Below are 14,902 nucleotides of genomic sequence, written 5' to 3'. Positions count from 1 at the left end.
CGGACAGCGGCACACTCCACCGCTAACGACCAACGGCCGCAAAGCGAAACACGCCAACAGGTCTCAACCCGCCAGCGCATCAACGCCTTCACCTAAATACGGCGCCAGCAACCGCCCAACCGTCCGGCAGGGCGGATTAGCTCGCTGCGCTTTCGTCATGACTGTGCCCCCGGGTGACCATGCCCGGGGGCACCATCGGCGGAGTGTTGACCGCTCTAGCGCTTCTCAGCGCTCTGGTAGATCAGTTCCTCACGAACGTGATCTAGCCCCGCTTTCAGGTCACGCCATTCCCGGCGGGCATCGTCCCGAGTGCGGCGAACGGGACGACGTGAGCCAGGCTGACCACCGTGGAGGGACTGAGCGGCTTTCATCAGAACGCCACCACGCCCCAGATCGTCTACGGCGTTCGCAGCGTCCAGAACCGCCGTGAGCGTCGGGTAGTCGCGTCCGTCACCCCATGCGGAACGAAAGATCTCCCCGCTGTACCCTGCCAGGTAGGGGGTCATTGCCAGGGCGGGCAGGGTGTCAGCGTGCGGGACTCCCCGCATGATCTGAGCACCGGGGATGGTGTCGATTTCCTCGGGCTTGACGTCCAGTCGGTACCCGTTTCGCGCGGCAGCGTCTCGAACGGCCCACTTTTGGAGCGTCTTACGGGTGACGATGATCACCCGTTCGTCCTTTCGGACGTACTGCCACGCGCAGGGCTCACGCGTCGAAACCAACAAGGCAGCAACCTCGCACTTGTCGATGATCTCCCCGAGCCGCTTCGCGAAGATCATCACCGAGTCCTGCGTGACATCGTCGCTGACGTCATCGGTCCCGTACGGCGCATGCCCTTCCTTGACGATGGTTGCGCTCCCGTTCGCACGCTTACGAGAGCGGGACGCGTCCACTACTCGGCAGTAGCGCCGTGCCAGCTCCCCGAGTTCCGCGAAATCCTCCGAGGTCACGCGCGCTATGTCCTCTCGGGTGACACCCCCCTGCGTTTCCCCTTCGCCCCGCTTCTCAGAAGTCCGATTTTTCACGATCGTTCTCCGATTCGCTGCGGCGCGCGCCCGATGCGCTACGCCCACAGCTCCATTCTGCCCAAAATCACGGGGAATTCAACCCGGCGCACCGAATTTCCGGCAATCCTTTACACACCCAACACTCGATACCGCAAAAGCAGGACACCAACAGGGAGAGGTAAATTTTGAAACCAACAAAAGGGATTCAGCCAACAAAGAAGGAGTGACACAATAGCGGCCCAGTAAATGCATACCAGCAAGAAGTCAGCGAATCTCTCCCAATAGCCATTACCCTAGACCCATACCAGGCCATCACCCAGGCCCCGCCCTACTGTTCAGCCGCCTTCCGGCTCTTGAGTCCGGGCATGCGCCGGTAGAGGACAAGGCGGGTTGACCTGCAACAAGGCGCGGCTGAAGGGTTACCCGTCTAGTGGGCACGAGGAGAAGCGACCAGGGCAGGAGGCTGGCTGGAGTATGAATCACGCTGGCCAACGTCTCGGCCCATGGCAGCCCGAAATTCCTTCGCATTCTCGACGAGGCCGGCTTCCGCAGTTTCCAGGTGGCACCCGCCTGCGTGGCCCAAGGGGCGCCAAGGAGCCAGAGCACTGGGGCGGGAAATATTTGCGCTTTCGCGCGCCCCCCGGTTCTACCGCAGGCCTAGCAAATGAGACTCTATCACTTAGCGCCGGCTCCGACTGTCCGGACTTTTGATCCGCTGGAGGGAGTCAAGAAACGCGATGGTCTCTGGTCCGGGCTCTTCGTCGATCTCGGCTAATGCGGCGGTGAGGAGGGAGAGGGTGCGGGGGATCGCGTCGTGCTGGCCGAGGAGTGCTTGCATGCGGGCGATGCCGCGGTAGATGGACTCGTTATAGGGGTCGATCTCGCGTGCCTGCTCGAGCAATGCCAGGGCTTGTTCGGAGTCGGAGTCTCGTAGTTCGCGGATGAGCGCGCTGTGGGCGTCGAGAACGTCGCGGCGTAGGGCCTCGCGAGGTGTTTCCAACCATAGGCCGGTGAGGTCGGAGGCGAGGTCGCCGCGGTAGAGGTCGCCGATTCGGCGGAGCGCGGATGACCGTGCCGAGGTGGTACTGGCGCGGTGTTGTGCGGCCAGTGCCTCTCGGAGTTGCGTGAGATCGATGGTGACGCGGGTGTCGTCGAGTGCGTAGTGCCCGTTGTCGTGGCGGATGATGTCGCCCAGTGCGTCGTGGGTGGTGCGGAGGGCACGGCGTAGTTGGCTCAGGGTGGCGTGGAAGGCGTTGTGCGGGCGGCCGGCGTCGGGCCACAGTGCGGCGCTGATGATGTCGCGGTGCGCGCCTTTGGGGTGGAGGGTGAGGAAGGCGAGCAGTTCGCGGTGGCGGGGCGCGAGCGAGCTTGTGATGTCGACGGGAGTCGATGAGCCTGCCTGGTGGAGTGTCAGGTTGATGCGGCCGAGGACGGCGATGTGCAGGACCACGTCCTCGCGGCTGGGCTGCGGTCCCGGCGGTGAGGCGGCCGGGCCGTTGTCGGGGATCGGTGGGTCGCGTGGTGCTGAGGCGCTGCTGGGGTCTGGATTGGTGGATGAGCGGGTGGGTTCGGTGGGCGCCTCGTTAACGACGCTGTTGGCGGGGTCGTGTGGCCGCCTGCTGCGGTGATCGGGTTCGTCAGGGCGTGAGGCGGGGCGGGGAGGTGTGGTGGCGCCGTTGGCCGCGGGGCTGTGGTGGGCGGGCTCCGGGGGGTGTGAGGTGGGGGTGGCTTTCCGCAGAAGGTCGTTGAGGGCCTGGGCGTCGTCGCTGGGGAGAGTGAACAGGCGCATGCCGGCGTGTAGGGGGTGGGGGGCGGTGGGGTTGGTGGCAGCGATGGTGCCGTCTCCTCGGACGCGAATGGTGCTTCCGGGGTGCCAGGGGGCAAGAAGAACGCCCATCAGCCCGAGGGTCGAGCCGTTGTCGAGTATGGCTTGCAGCCGTCCGGCGGTCTCCGGGCGCGGGGTGGCGATAAGCACGAGATCACGGACGGACTCGGCCTCGTGCGGGCTGCCGATCGTGGCGCGGGTTCGCGTGAGCAGTTCGCTCTCCAGAACGCTCAGAGCCTCGTCGAGATCGGCGACGACGTGCAGATGCGGCGAATGTGGTGGGCGGCTGGCACCGGGCCCGAGCAGAAGATCGGCGTCGGCGGCGGGAACGAGGACATCGGCCGGCTGGGCGTCGGGACGGTGGAGGTCGGCGAGCAGCCTGACAAGCAGGGCTCGAGCCGCGGCGCGGGTGCCGGGGCCGGACAGTCCGAGGCCGCGGGTGCGGGCCAGGTCGAGTGCGACGGCCCGGCCGGCGTCGATGCCGACGGCTTGGTTGCCGCTGGCGGCGGCGGTGCGGGCTCGTTCGCGTAGCGCGGCTTCGGGCACGGCGCGGGGGGACGGGTGCGGTATGCGTTCGAGTTCGAGGAGCGCGGTGTCGTCCGTCGGCTGGTGCGCGTGGTCGTGTGCGGTGCGCAGGGCACGGACGATGGGTGCCATCTCGGGCTCGTCGCGGCGTGGTGCGCCGGGGCGGTAGCGGGTGCGGCGGCGCAGGAGAACGGTGCACCAGGCGGCTGTGATCAGTGCGGCCAGTCCGAGGCCGACGAACGCGCCGCTGGGGGTCAGCACGGCTCCCCCGTCGTCATCGGCGGCCTCGGGGGTGTCGGGGTCAGCGGTCTCGGGCGGGGGTGACTCGTCGTGGGGTGGTGAAGCCTCTTCAGGTGACGGGGAGGGGATGGGCTGGCTTGGTTCCGGGCTGGACGAGGGCTCGGTGGATTCGCCGGGCCGCGTGGGTTCGTTCGGCTGTTCGTCCTCGGTTTCGTCGTCTTGGTTGTCGGGTTCGGGCGGCATGGTGAGTTCAGGGAGGTGGAGGATCCAGCCGGGGCGGATGAGGTCAGGGTGGGTCAGGGCAGTGCCGTCGGTCTGGGGGCGGCCTTCGTTCAGTGTGAAGACTTCCGGCCAGCGGGCGCCGTCGCCCAGGGTGCGTTCGGCGATGCGCCACAGGCTGTCGTAGACGCCGTCGCGGGGTGGCAGGACGGTGACGGCTCCACGAGCGTCCTCGGCCGCATTCGCAGACGGCGGCGCCGAGTTGAGGGTCATGGTGGCAGGCTGCTCATGCTCCTGGGCGGGGTGGGGTTGGTGGAGGATGAGCGGAGTGGCCATCGGGGTGATGCGGGGGACGGGTGTGAAGGGGCCGAGGGTGAGCATGCCGACGAGAGCCGCGGCCAGCGCGTGGGTGGGGCTGCGGGGGCGCAGGTGTGTTCGGGACAGCGCGGGCGAGGTGTCGCGCAGGGAGCGGGCGACGTCGACAACGAACATGAGCCACGCTGTCCAGAGGACGCAGGCGAGGACGGTCAGGGTGTCGCTGATGGTGAGCTGGGTGGAAAGGGCGGTGGTGATGTCGTCGTGGCTGGGGATGCGCGTGGGCAGCGGCCAGCCTATGTAGTGGACCAGGCCCCAGGGGATCCCGACCAACAACACTAGGAGCAAGGCCGCGGCTATGGCGGCACGAATCAAACGGCCGGCCGTGATCACCGGGCGCAGCAGCAGGGAGACACTACTGACTCGGCTTCGGGAGGGCGGGCTGGTGCGGGCTCGGCGTGCGGGCATGGCCGTGGATGCTCTCTACGGATCGGGGGCGGTGGCGCCGGGCTGTGGCTGGGCGGTGCCGGAGGCGGTGACGGTGAGCTCGTCGACGCCGAGGAGTTGGAGGAGTTGGGTGGGCTGGTGTGCGGTGACCGTCACGGTGACGGTGTCCTCGGTGACCGTGATCGTGCCATCGGCGTCGGCCTGCCGAAGGTAGGTCTGGGCGAGTTGGTGGGCCTGTTCAGCATCGAGGCGAACGGAGCCGTCGGCGCGGTAGGCGGACAGGTCGATGGCTTGGGCGCCGGCGCGGGCCGCTTCCTGTGCCTGGCCGATGGCACGGATCTTCGCGGCGATGGCCATGCCAGGATCCAAGGCCAGGCCGGCGAACATCACCAGCGCTGCGAACATCGTGACTACGAAGGGGGTGAGCTGCCCCCGGTCATCGAACCGCCGCCTGGCGAACCAGACCTTCATGGTGTTCTGCTTCCTTCGCCCGCCGATGCTGTCGCTGCTGCGCGATATCGATCGACGACGGCGGCGAAGTCCGCCTCCAGCACCGTGGTGCCGGGCAGCGGCAGCATCGAGAGGTCTTCCAGGCCAACGGTGCAGGCGATGTCGACGGTCACGGTGGAACCCGGTTGCAAGCTCCCGATCATCTCCACAGTGAAAGTTCGGCAGCTGATGCCCGCCCGGGCCAGCGCCGCTGTGGCGGTTGATTCGGCGTCGGCGATGGCGGCTGCCGGGGTGCGGGCCTGGCTGGCGGCTCGGGCCGCCTGGTGGGCGGCGTCGTCGAGGCGCATCCTGCTCTCGGGCCCTCGTTCGCTGTAGACGATGAGGTACAGCACCAGGAGCAGCGCTGGGATCAGGAGGACGAGCTCGGCGGCTGCCGACCCGCGGTCTTCTCGCAGCCCTGTCAGGCGTCCGCCGCACGCTGGTATGCCGGGCGCCGTTAGTGGGGCGGTGTGTCTGCTCATGGGGTGCTCGGGCTGGCCGGAGCGGGTTCAAATTCTTCGATGGGGCCTGCGGCTTCAGCGTGGATGGGGAGGTACAGGAAGGGCAGCACGGGCATCGTGGTGCCCTCGATGCGGACCTCGGCGCGATCGTTGTCGCGGGTGATCCGCACGGTGATGTCGCGAAGTGGGCCCGCGCCAAGCTGGTCAAGGACGTAGCTGGCTTCGGCATGGCCGTCACGTTCGGTGGCGTCCTCGACTCGGGTGGCGGACAGGGCGTGGGAGGCCGTGGCTTGCGCGGTGTGGGTGGCGACGGCCCACAGGGCGAGCTGAGCGAGCACCAGCACGACTGTGATCAGCGTGGGGAAGACGACCACGACTTCGGCAATGGAGCCGCGGTCCTCGTGCAGGTGCTGACGCAGTTCGGCCACCCAGCGTTCGGTTCTAGTCATGGAAGACGATGTCACGGGCTGCTGCCACGATTTCGTCGCTGAAGATGCTGCCGACCGTGAGACCAATAGCGGTCAGGACCATTGTCATGATGACGGCTTCGGCGCTGTATCCGCGGTCATCTGCGGGGAGTCGGCGCAGCGCGGGTATCAGCTGAGTCCACCACTGCACTATTCGGCGTTTCAGGATCTCTTTCATCTTATTTCATTCCATCGTTCCGGGGGTTACAGGGCTCCGGTGACGTGGTTCATGGCGGCGTAAATGATGAAGAGCACGAACCCGAGAGCCATGAGGGAGCTGGGGAGGGCCATACGTTCGGTGGCCGCGGTGGCTGCTGCTTCGGCCTCGGCTGAGGTGCGGGCGCGCAGCGCGGCAGCTTTCGCGGCCAGGGAAGCGCGGATGCGGGCGCCTTCGGTGCCGGCCAGGGAGAGGGCGGCGGCGAGTTCCGTCAGTTCCGTGATGTGGAGTTCGCGGCCGAGCTGGGCGAGGGCGTCCCACGGCGAGATGCGGGTGAGTTCGGCTGTTTCCAGGGTCCGCTTGATGTGCTGGAAGGCCCATCCGTCGCCCGCCTGGGCGGCGTCGTGGAGGGCGCCGGTGACGCCGGAGCCGCCGGCCAGCAGGATGTGGACCAGGTCGAGGTAGGCGCCGAGCGCGTGGCGGAACGCGGCCCGGCGTCGGGCGGCCTCGTTGCGCAGGGAGATGTCGGGGAGCAAAAATCCCGCCGTACTCAGGCCTAGGGCGACGCCGGTGGGGATGACCCACCCGCCGGTCGCGCCGGCCGAGGCGAGCAGCGCCTGCACCGTCAGGGGAAGCAGGAGGCCGGAGACGGCCATGGCTGCCTTCTCTGCCAAGACGGTCGACGCGGACTGGCCGGTGATGGTCAGGTCCCGGAGCATGCCTGCAGTGGGCAGCCCAGCGGCGCGCAGGATCGGAGCGAACGGCCGGCCCAGGTGCTGCGCCCACCCCGCCCTCCTGTCACTGGCGACTTCATCCGCCGGCGCGGGGGCGGGTGGCGTGGAGGCGGCGCGTACGGTGGCCACCAGGGTGGCCAGGGGCGGGCGGGGCGGGATCAACCAGGCCAGGAGGGCCCACAGCCCCAGGCCGATGCCGGCCGCCAGCGCCACAAGGAGGTTCACCATCGACCTGCCTCCGGACGTTCTGGTCGCGTGGTGAGGAAGCGTTCGGGCTCCTCCACCCGGGCCAGGCGCATCAGCCACACAAAGGCGGCCGCGAAGATCCCGGCGACGGCCAGAAGTGCTATTTGGCCGGCGGTGTCATCGTAGGGGGTGAGGAACGGGCGATTGAACAGCACCAGCGCGGAGATGAACACGGCGGTCGTACCGGTCACGATCCGCACGGTGGTGCGGATCGTCGCACGTGCGGTCTCGATGCGGCGCCGCATCTCCACTCGGCGCCGCGCGGTGCCCGCCAGCGCCCCTAGGAGCGGGCCGAGTTGGCGAGCTGGCCGCTGGGAGGACAAGGTCAGCGCGATGATGACCAGGTCTGCGGTCACGTCGCCAAGGTCGGCCGCCAACTGCCCCAGCGCAACGTCGAGGTCCTGGCCGTCGTCGAGGCGATCAGCCAGTGCACGGACGTGCTGGCGGATCGCGGCCGGGGCGGTGTCGGCGGTGGCGGTGATGGTCTGCTCGAGCCCGGCGCCGGCAGACAGAGTGTCGCGCAGCATCTCCGTCCAGCCGGCGATCGCATCGACCTGTTCGATCCGCCGTTCACTCTCCGAGCTTGAGTCCAGGATGTGCGGAAGACTCCACACCCCGGTTCCTGCCAGCAGCGCAGCGATCGGCCAGCCGGTGAGCGCCGCGCCGGCCGCGCCGGAGACCAAGGCTGCCAGCAGCCAACGCCCGGCGTGCTCCCTCCTCGTGTGGGCTCGCACCGGCCACCACCGTCGGAAGGTTGCTGACCGGCTGTCAACATCGCGGCTTCGGGCACCGGGACCTGCCAGTACCCATATGCCGATTCCGATGCCGAGGCCGCACAGGCCCAGCAGCGCGGCTGGTGTCATGCCCGCCGCCGTTCCATCAGCCCCGGTGACCAGCCGGCGGCCCGCAGTTCCTCCATGGTCTCGGTTCGCATCGGAACGCCCGGCTGCGCCCGCCGGTCCGGGCCGGGTCGGTAGATCTCGTTGGAGACCACCTGAGGGCCGTCAGCGCCGACGACTTCGCGGACGGAGGAGACCACACGCTGGTGCTCCGCACCGCGGGCCCGGTCGAGGTGGACCACGAAGTGGATCGCCGAGGCGATCAACAGGTTGGTCGCTTCCATCGGCAGGCGCTCCGCCGACTGTGCGGCGTAGGCAGCGATCTTGGTGAAGGCTCCCTGGCTGCTGCTGGCGTGCAGGGTGCCCATCGAGCCGTCGTTGCCCTGGCTCATGGCGTTGAGCATCGGCACGATCTCGCCGCCACGGACTTCGCCGACGATGACCCGGTCGGGGCTCATCCGCAGAGCCCAGCGCAACAGTTCCGCCATGGAGATCTCGCCCTCTCCCTCGATGTTGGGCTCGCGGGCCTGCAGCGCCACGGCGTTGGGGTGGGCCTGGCGGTCGTTCGCTAGGCCGAGTTCGAAGGTGTCCTCTATCGTGATCAGCCGCTCGCGCGCGGGAATCTCGGCGGCCAGGGCGCGCAGAAGCGTTGTCTTGCCCATCACCGTGCCTCCGGTGATCAGGATGTTCTTCCGAGCCCTCACCAGTACCGCTAGGAACGCTTCGAGCCGTTCATCGATCGTGCCGAGTTGACGAAGCCGAGTGAGCGTCACCCGGCGGTATCGGTGGCGGCGGATGGTCAGTGAGGGCCGGGTGCTGACCGCGATCACGGCGAACGCGCGCTCGCCACCGGCTAGTTGGAAGCCAACTCCCGGGCTGCCCCGGTCCAACCTCCGCTCCTCGACGCCGCTACGCGCGGCCATGTCGCGCACCAGACGGACCAAGTCCTCATCCGAGGCGGCCACGGGCTGAACCTGTAGCCGGCGGCCGTCGGCGTGTCGGACGAAGACGTGATCATGGCCGTTGACGTGGATGTCCTCCACGCTCGGGTCGTTCAGCAGCGGCTCAAGTCCTCCCGCGCCGAAGAACTCGTTCATGATCTGCCGGATGGCCGCCGCTTCGACGTCCTCGGTCACCACACGCTGTCCACGGGCGAGGAGTTCGCCGGCGTACTCCTCGGCTGCGTCTTCCAGGAACTCCTCGGCCTGCCGCCGCCGATCCTCAACACTCGGCACTGAACGTCCGGACCGCTCGTCCGCCCGCATCCGCTCGGACAGGCGAGCAGCCAGCCGCACACGCAGGTGTCGTCTCAGCCCCTCGCCTGTGTCGACCAGCGGAACGCCTGCGCCTGCCATGCTGGCGGCGTCTGGCAGGTGGACTCCGGGCTGGCCTGGTGGTGCGGAGGGGGAGGATGGGCGCACGACTCCGTCGGGGGGCAGCATGCCGGGCTTCTGGGGCTGTGCGGAGTGGGGGTCAACGGGTGAGGTCATTGAAGGATCCGATAGGTCGAAGGAACCGTGAACTCGCTGAAGTCGGTTGGTTGTGCGGCCCGCTCGTCGTTGTGGGCAGCCGCGCGCGAGGCTTCGGGGTGACCTCTGGGTCCGCCGGTGACCAGCGCGTCGCGCGCCACGCGGGCCGCCAACTGGGCCGCCGCCTGCCCGAGGCGTGATCGAGCTGGCGTTGCCCGTGGAGCCGGGTGGCCGCCGAACATGGCAGCGCCTGCCGGGTCGTAGGGCAGCCGGCCGGAGATCCCAACTCCAAGCTCAGCCGTTCCCAAGGCCTGGGCGATCTCGTCTGTCGGGTATCCCTCGCCAACGAGCAGGAGCCGCGGTCGGGTTGACCAGACACCTGCCTGGTGCATCGAGACAGCCAGGTGTGCCAGCGCGTCATCGCCGGTGCCAGCCACGAGGAGCAGGATGTCGGCGGCGCGGATCAGTGGCAGCGTCGGGGATCCGGGCTCAACCCGGCCGCAGTCCGCCAGGACCACGGTGCCGGGGCGCATAGCGGCTCGCTTCAACGCCAGCTCGGCTTGAACGAGTTCGGCCAGGGATACACGGGCCTGGTCAGCTCCCGGAGGGCCGGGAACCACGGGTAGCCCTCCGGGTAGCCGTTGGGTGTGGTGCCAGATCAGCCCCGGATCGGTGCCGTACCGGCGAGTGGCGGCGGCCAGAGTGACCAGCCCCGGGTACAGGTCGAGGCGGTAGCGAGCCAGCAGGTCTCCGCCGGCTGGATCGCATTCGATGACGACGGGGTGGCCTGCCGTCGGCCAGGTGGCCGCCAGTGCCACCGCGGTCGTCGTCACCCCAGGCGACCCTTTGAGGCTGCACAGCGCGATCACGGTCATGGCTGCTCCCCCGCCACGACGACGAGGCGGATCGCGTCGGCCGGCCAGCCGGCGAGGTCCTCCGCGCGGTTCCGGGGCAGTTGCAGGGACACGACCGTGAGGCGATCGTCAGCGCCGTACTCAACGGCCGTGACCACCGCTTCCCATGCCTCCCGGGGTGGCGCGGTTCCGGCGAGCCCGCCATCCCGTGCCGCGACGACCCGCACGGTGTGTCCGGGCTGCAGGTGGGGCGGAAACTGGCCTGTGCTCAACCCCACTGCGGCCACCGCCTCTCCGGTCGGGGGGAGCATGGCCTCCCCCAGTACCTGGCGGCTGAGTAGCGTGCCGGCCGGCAGACTGTAAGCGAGCAGTTCCCCCTCCACCTCGTCGAGCGCCTCAGCGGAGACCACCTCGAGGCCGGCGTCGACAGCCACACTGACCTCGCGCACGTCGGTCGCACGAAGTCGTTGGCCCACCGAAACCGGCTCGGCCAGCATCAGCACCGGCACACGCTCTCCCATCTGCACGGCTGCGATCACGCCGCCGGTCGCGCATCCGACCACCAGCAGCACCCCGACCAGTAGGTGCGGCACTCGTCGGCGACGAGTGATGCCGCGGAGCCGACTGCCCACTGCTGCGTTCGCCGGTGCTCGGGTGTGGAGCTCCCTGAAGGACGTCGTGCTCATGCGCCATGCCTCCTTCGTGTTCGGTCTAGTCGGTGGTCAGGGCTTGGCTTTCGAGCACGCGCACTGACAGGGCGGCCTGTGTGGTCAGCCCAGGAAACGCGCCGGACTCGCCGGCGCCGGACCACATCACCCTCCACCGCACCCGTACGGTGATCACGTACTCGTCCGCCGGCCGCGTGTAGGTGTGGCCGCAGTCCGGCGACGGCCGCGCCGGGTCGCTCCCGGCCTCGTAAGGTGTGCCCGGCCCCACGCAGACCAGTTCGGTGCCATCGCCCATGTCCCACGACACGGACGTGGGGCTGGCGGTAGCCGTCACCGACACGCCCGGCACTGCGGCCGTCGCCGACACCTCGCCCCACTCCGCCAGCCACAGCCACGTCGGGACCCGAACCAGCTGGTCCGCAGCGGGACTCACGGCGATCTGCGGCACTGGCAGCCGTAGCTGTTCCCTGGCCCGTTGCGCCACCTGCTCTGGTGACGGCCCACTCTCCTCGCCATCCGACGGTGGGGCATCGGCGATCCACACGGGCGGCCGGTACAGGGCGTCACGCACCCCGTCTTCGGTGCAGCGGTAGACGTACCAGGCGCCGTCGCCCTCTCCAGGCCCCGGCTCCGGCGCCGCGGCTACGCCGGGCAACCGCTGGGCACGCAGCAACGTCGCCTGGACGACAGAGGGCCCCTGCACCAGGCGCCCACTGGTTGACGCCGCGGACGCCTCCGTCGGCGGCGCGTAGTCGCTGCGTTCGTAGGAGCAGTCCGCCAGGTTCAGGTCGGGATTGGCATGCTCGGCCGGCTCCTCCTCGTCCGGCCCGCCACCTGAGCCTCCCGGGCCATCGGGGGAGCGCGGGGCCTCGCCCTCGACGCTGGGGCGCCGATCGGCCTCGCCGCTCTCGGCTCCCAGCTCACATCCCGGCATAGGGTTCTGCTCGCAGTCGACCGATCCCCATCCGTCGTCGGCAGCCGCCGGCCACGTGTACAACGCCATGCAGAGAAAGAGGGTGACGATCAGCGCCGAGCGCATCAACATGAGCCCACCGCCTCCACCGCGAACTGGGTCACGCGCCATGCCCCGTCCTGCTGCAGCTGCACCTCCGCGTTGATCGCCCGCCGGCCGCCGGGTTCGTCGTCCACCAGTTCGCCGGTCTCCTCGACGTACTTCAGCCAGTCGGTCGAGTCCCCGCAGTCACTGATCAGCACCGTGGTCGGGTCATCCGGAGGATCAACCGAGTCGACCTCGGGATCGTTCACCGGTTCGCCGAGTGTGACCACGCCGTTGTAATGATCGGCGTACAGGCTCCGGGAGATGACCGACAGCGCCTCTCCCGTCGCGTACTGCGCCAGCGCCGGCGACCGCCAGTCTGAGGTGGTCCCGGCCTCGACCATCGCGCTCCACATGCCCAGATAGGCGTCGATCGCCGCCTCTCCCACAACGTCAGCCGTTGCCGGGGAACTCGACGACACCTCCACCTCGGGCTGGTCCTCGAGCTCACTTCCAGGGGGCCCCGCCTGGTCGTTCGGATCGGACGATGCATCCCCGCTGCAGGATGTCAGCACTACGCTGAGAACCAAGGCGACACCCAACGCACCGATGGGTGGCCTCAGCGGTCGACGGCCGCTCTCTCGTTCGAAGTGGTGTCTTTGCTTCACCCCCACAACTCTTGGCATGCTCCCCCCACCCCACCAGAGTTGACCTGGCGCTTAACAGAGAATCTGAGGAAACATGACGCTGGGCCTCAATTCGGCTCAGTCGAGCAGCACGCCAACCTGTGTCGGGACCGTCGCGAAGCAAGAAGCACCTGCGACGGCTGGGTTGGACCACGGAATACTCGCCTCCCTGGCGGTCGGTCCGCTCGTGGGTGGTCGTCATGGTGCGGCCTCCGAGGGTCTCGAAGGTCATGTCGGTCTCGGCCGCCGGCGGGTACGGCTCGTGGGCGCAGGTAATCCCAGGCCTCATGAGCCGGTGTGGCCCGCAGCCGCCTCTTCGCATCCAGGGCTGGGAGTTCCAGATCGCCGCCTGGGTGGAGGCCTACGTGGCCCGCCGCGGACATGGCCCCCGCCCTCGGGACCTCCTGTCCGCGCACTTCACGGAGAACCCGCGGTCCACGTGGACTGACTCCACGGTGACTGACGCCTTGCAGCAACTCAGCGCCGGGTGCTGGCTGTTCGTCGACAACAACCGTTGGTACCGCACGCGCCCCGGCCACACCTACCGTCGACGGGTGGCTCGCCAGAAGGAAGTGCGGCCGGATCGACACCGAAGCTGCGCCTCGGTGCCCGGGCCTGCGGCCGTTCCCAAGGCCGCCACTCCGCCGGCGACTCCCGCCGCCCCCGTGGCTCAGGAACCGGCGTGGGTGGCCCCCCGCGTGCTCGCCTCGACGCCTTCCCCCGCTCTCCCTGCGCATGGCGAGGTCGTGCGAGAACGTCCGCAGCCTCGCCTCCCCACCGACGAGCTGCCCGAAGGACTGTGGCTCATCCCTGGCGCGGAAGTGGTTCTCGGTCCTCGTCGCGTTCGGAGATAGACACCGCCGGCCTGATGCTCGCCTACATGCGGTCCAGGCCGAGCATTCGGTGCACCGCGGCCTTGACGGTGATGCCCTGGTCTGGCGGGCTCGGCGGCTCGGTGTCCTGCTGCGCCTCGAGTACCTCGATGCGCTGGCCGGGCTGGGCGTTGGCGACGATGCGGTCGCGCTCCCGTTCGGTGGCCGCGAAGAGGATGAGCCCGGCGAGCCGCTCGCGGACGGCGGGGATCCGGCTGGCGACGGGGCAGATGACCGCGCACAGGGCGTCGCCCAGGTAGATGGGCACGCCCATGGCGAACTCGGGGGTGCCGTGCTCGGCGACCCGCGGGTATCGGCCCGTGTGCTGGTAGACGTACTCGACCGCCGGCCTGGTGAGAGCCTTCTGCCGCTGGAGGAGGGCCTCGATGGCGGCCTGGTGGTCGCGGGCGTCGGCCGCCTGCCGGCGGTGGCGGGCGAGGAGGCGATCCACGGCCTGTTCACGTCGGGCCTGGGCTTGGACCTGTTCCTCCTCGAGCTCGAAGTACCGGCGGGTGATCCACCGCCACTGGTCTTCGTCTTCCTCGGTGCGGAGTTGATGGGGGCGGGTCGCGTCGGTGCAGATGGCGCGGACGAACCGGTCGAGGGGAAAAGGATCGACGGTCTGCCAAGTGCCGTGGCCTCCGCAGGGCAGCGGCCCGTCGACGCCGCTGGCGCACGACTCGCACTGGCACCCGCCGCAGCTGCCGCGGTCCTCGCACCACTCGGGGACGAAGCGGGCTGGGCCGGCGGTCACCTGGACAGGGCCGTTGTTCTCGGGCCGGGCTATCTGGGCGGCGGGCACGTCGCCGAGCCAGGGGATGGTCTTGCGGTCGGTGAACCAGCACACCTCGATGCCGTCCGCGCGGTAGCGGGCGGTGCGCGCCGTGATGTCCGCGACGGAGATCGATGCCATCTGCGCTTCGAGGGCGACGCGGCGGGCGCCGTCCGGGGAGGTGGCCAACACATCGGCGCGCCACGTCCCGTCAGCGGCGGGGACCTCGTACTCGGCCGTCCAGCCGGCGGCGCGGGCATGGTGGGCGAGGTCGAGCTTGAGCAGGTGATGTTGGAGGCCTTCGCCGGCGGTCTTGGTCGCGCAGTGGGGTGCCTTGTTGGCGTGCCGTAGGAACCACAGGTCGTAGGCGGCATGGGCCTTGTGGACGAGGTGGAGCTGCCAGCCGCACTCGTAGCAGGTCAGGGGCGCTGGCGGTTTCGTCTTGTGGATGCTGGCGCGGTCCTGGTCGCAGCCGAGGTCGGGGCGGGTGACATCGATGCGGCCCCAGGCGTCGTGGACTCCGACGAAGACCATCGGTGCGGTTCTCCTCTTCGAAATGGGATTCGGGTGCCCGGTTCTCTTCACGACCGGGCTGGCCGGGGCCGTTCGGACG

General features: G+C 69.0%; 14 protein-coding genes. All 14 read right to left on the bottom strand.

The genetic code is table 11. The annotated features are described in order from the left end of the window. Nucleotides 1–215: 215 nt before the first annotated feature. The gene (locus RNC47_RS24320; RefSeq protein WP_311601678.1) at nt 216–950 is read right to left on the bottom strand and encodes a hypothetical protein; all 735 of its coding nucleotides are present in this window, start codon (nt 948–950) and stop codon (nt 216–218) included. Nucleotides 951–1,686: 736 nt separating this feature from the next. Then, on the bottom strand, nt 1,687–4,524 hold the full coding sequence (locus tag RNC47_RS24315; protein WP_311601677.1) for a hypothetical protein: 2,838 nt from the start codon (nt 4,522–4,524) through the stop codon (nt 1,687–1,689). Between the two features lie 90 nt (nt 4,525–4,614). Beyond that, nucleotides 4,615–5,049 (bottom strand): hypothetical protein, encoded by a 435-nt coding sequence (locus tag RNC47_RS24310; protein WP_311601676.1) that lies wholly within the window; start codon nt 5,047–5,049, stop codon nt 4,615–4,617. Continuing rightward, a complete protein-coding gene (locus RNC47_RS24305) occupies nt 5,046–5,549 on the bottom strand; it encodes a TadE/TadG family type IV pilus assembly protein (RefSeq protein ID WP_394814859.1) in 504 nt (167 codons plus the stop codon). The genes RNC47_RS24310 and RNC47_RS24305 overlap by 4 nt, the downstream gene beginning before the upstream one ends. Further along, entirely contained in the window at nt 5,546–5,977 is a 432-nt protein-coding gene (locus tag RNC47_RS24300; RefSeq protein WP_311601674.1) for a pilus assembly protein, read from the bottom strand. The genes RNC47_RS24305 and RNC47_RS24300 overlap by 4 nt, the downstream gene beginning before the upstream one ends. Continuing rightward, entirely contained in the window at nt 5,970–6,173 is a 204-nt protein-coding gene (locus tag RNC47_RS24295) for a hypothetical protein (protein WP_311601673.1), read from the bottom strand. Before RNC47_RS24295 ends, RNC47_RS24300 begins: the two co-directional genes overlap by 8 nt. Nucleotides 6,174–6,199: 26 nt before the next feature. Next, nucleotides 6,200–7,114, bottom strand: coding sequence for a type II secretion system F family protein (locus tag RNC47_RS24290; RefSeq protein ID WP_311601671.1), 915 nt, complete (start codon nt 7,112–7,114; stop codon nt 6,200–6,202). Beyond that, a complete protein-coding gene (locus RNC47_RS24285) occupies nt 7,108–7,995 on the bottom strand; it encodes a type II secretion system F family protein (RefSeq protein ID WP_311601670.1) in 888 nt (295 codons plus the stop codon). The genes RNC47_RS24290 and RNC47_RS24285 overlap by 7 nt, the downstream gene beginning before the upstream one ends. Next, nucleotides 7,992–9,326, bottom strand: coding sequence for a CpaF family protein (locus RNC47_RS24280; protein WP_311601669.1), 1,335 nt, complete (start codon nt 9,324–9,326; stop codon nt 7,992–7,994). Before RNC47_RS24280 ends, RNC47_RS24285 begins: the two co-directional genes overlap by 4 nt. Nucleotides 9,327–9,457: 131 nt before the next feature. Then, nucleotides 9,458–10,315, bottom strand: a complete 858-nt coding sequence (locus RNC47_RS24275) for a hypothetical protein (RefSeq protein ID WP_311601668.1) — start codon at nt 10,313–10,315, stop codon at nt 9,458–9,460. Further along, complete coding sequence (locus RNC47_RS24270) at nt 10,312–10,980, bottom strand: hypothetical protein (RefSeq protein WP_311601667.1); 669 nt, start codon at nt 10,978–10,980, stop codon at nt 10,312–10,314. The genes RNC47_RS24275 and RNC47_RS24270 overlap by 4 nt, the downstream gene beginning before the upstream one ends. 25 nt (nt 10,981–11,005) lie before the next feature. After that, complete coding sequence (locus RNC47_RS24265) at nt 11,006–12,007, bottom strand: hypothetical protein (protein WP_311601666.1); 1,002 nt, start codon at nt 12,005–12,007, stop codon at nt 11,006–11,008. Beyond that, nucleotides 12,001–12,447 (bottom strand): hypothetical protein, encoded by a 447-nt coding sequence (locus RNC47_RS24260; protein WP_311601665.1) that lies wholly within the window; start codon nt 12,445–12,447, stop codon nt 12,001–12,003. The genes RNC47_RS24265 and RNC47_RS24260 overlap by 7 nt, the downstream gene beginning before the upstream one ends. Before the next feature lie 1,074 nt (nt 12,448–13,521). Next, nucleotides 13,522–14,823 (bottom strand): competence protein CoiA family protein, encoded by a 1,302-nt coding sequence (locus tag RNC47_RS24255; protein ID WP_311601663.1) that lies wholly within the window; start codon nt 14,821–14,823, stop codon nt 13,522–13,524. Nucleotides 14,824–14,902: the final 79 nt, after the last annotated feature.

Origin of the sequence: Streptomyces millisiae (assembly GCF_031845425.1) — a bacterium.
Taxonomy (GTDB): Bacteria; Actinomycetota; Actinomycetes; order Streptomycetales; family Streptomycetaceae; genus Streptomyces; species Streptomyces millisiae.
This window is presented reverse-complemented; position numbering and strand designations above follow the sequence as displayed.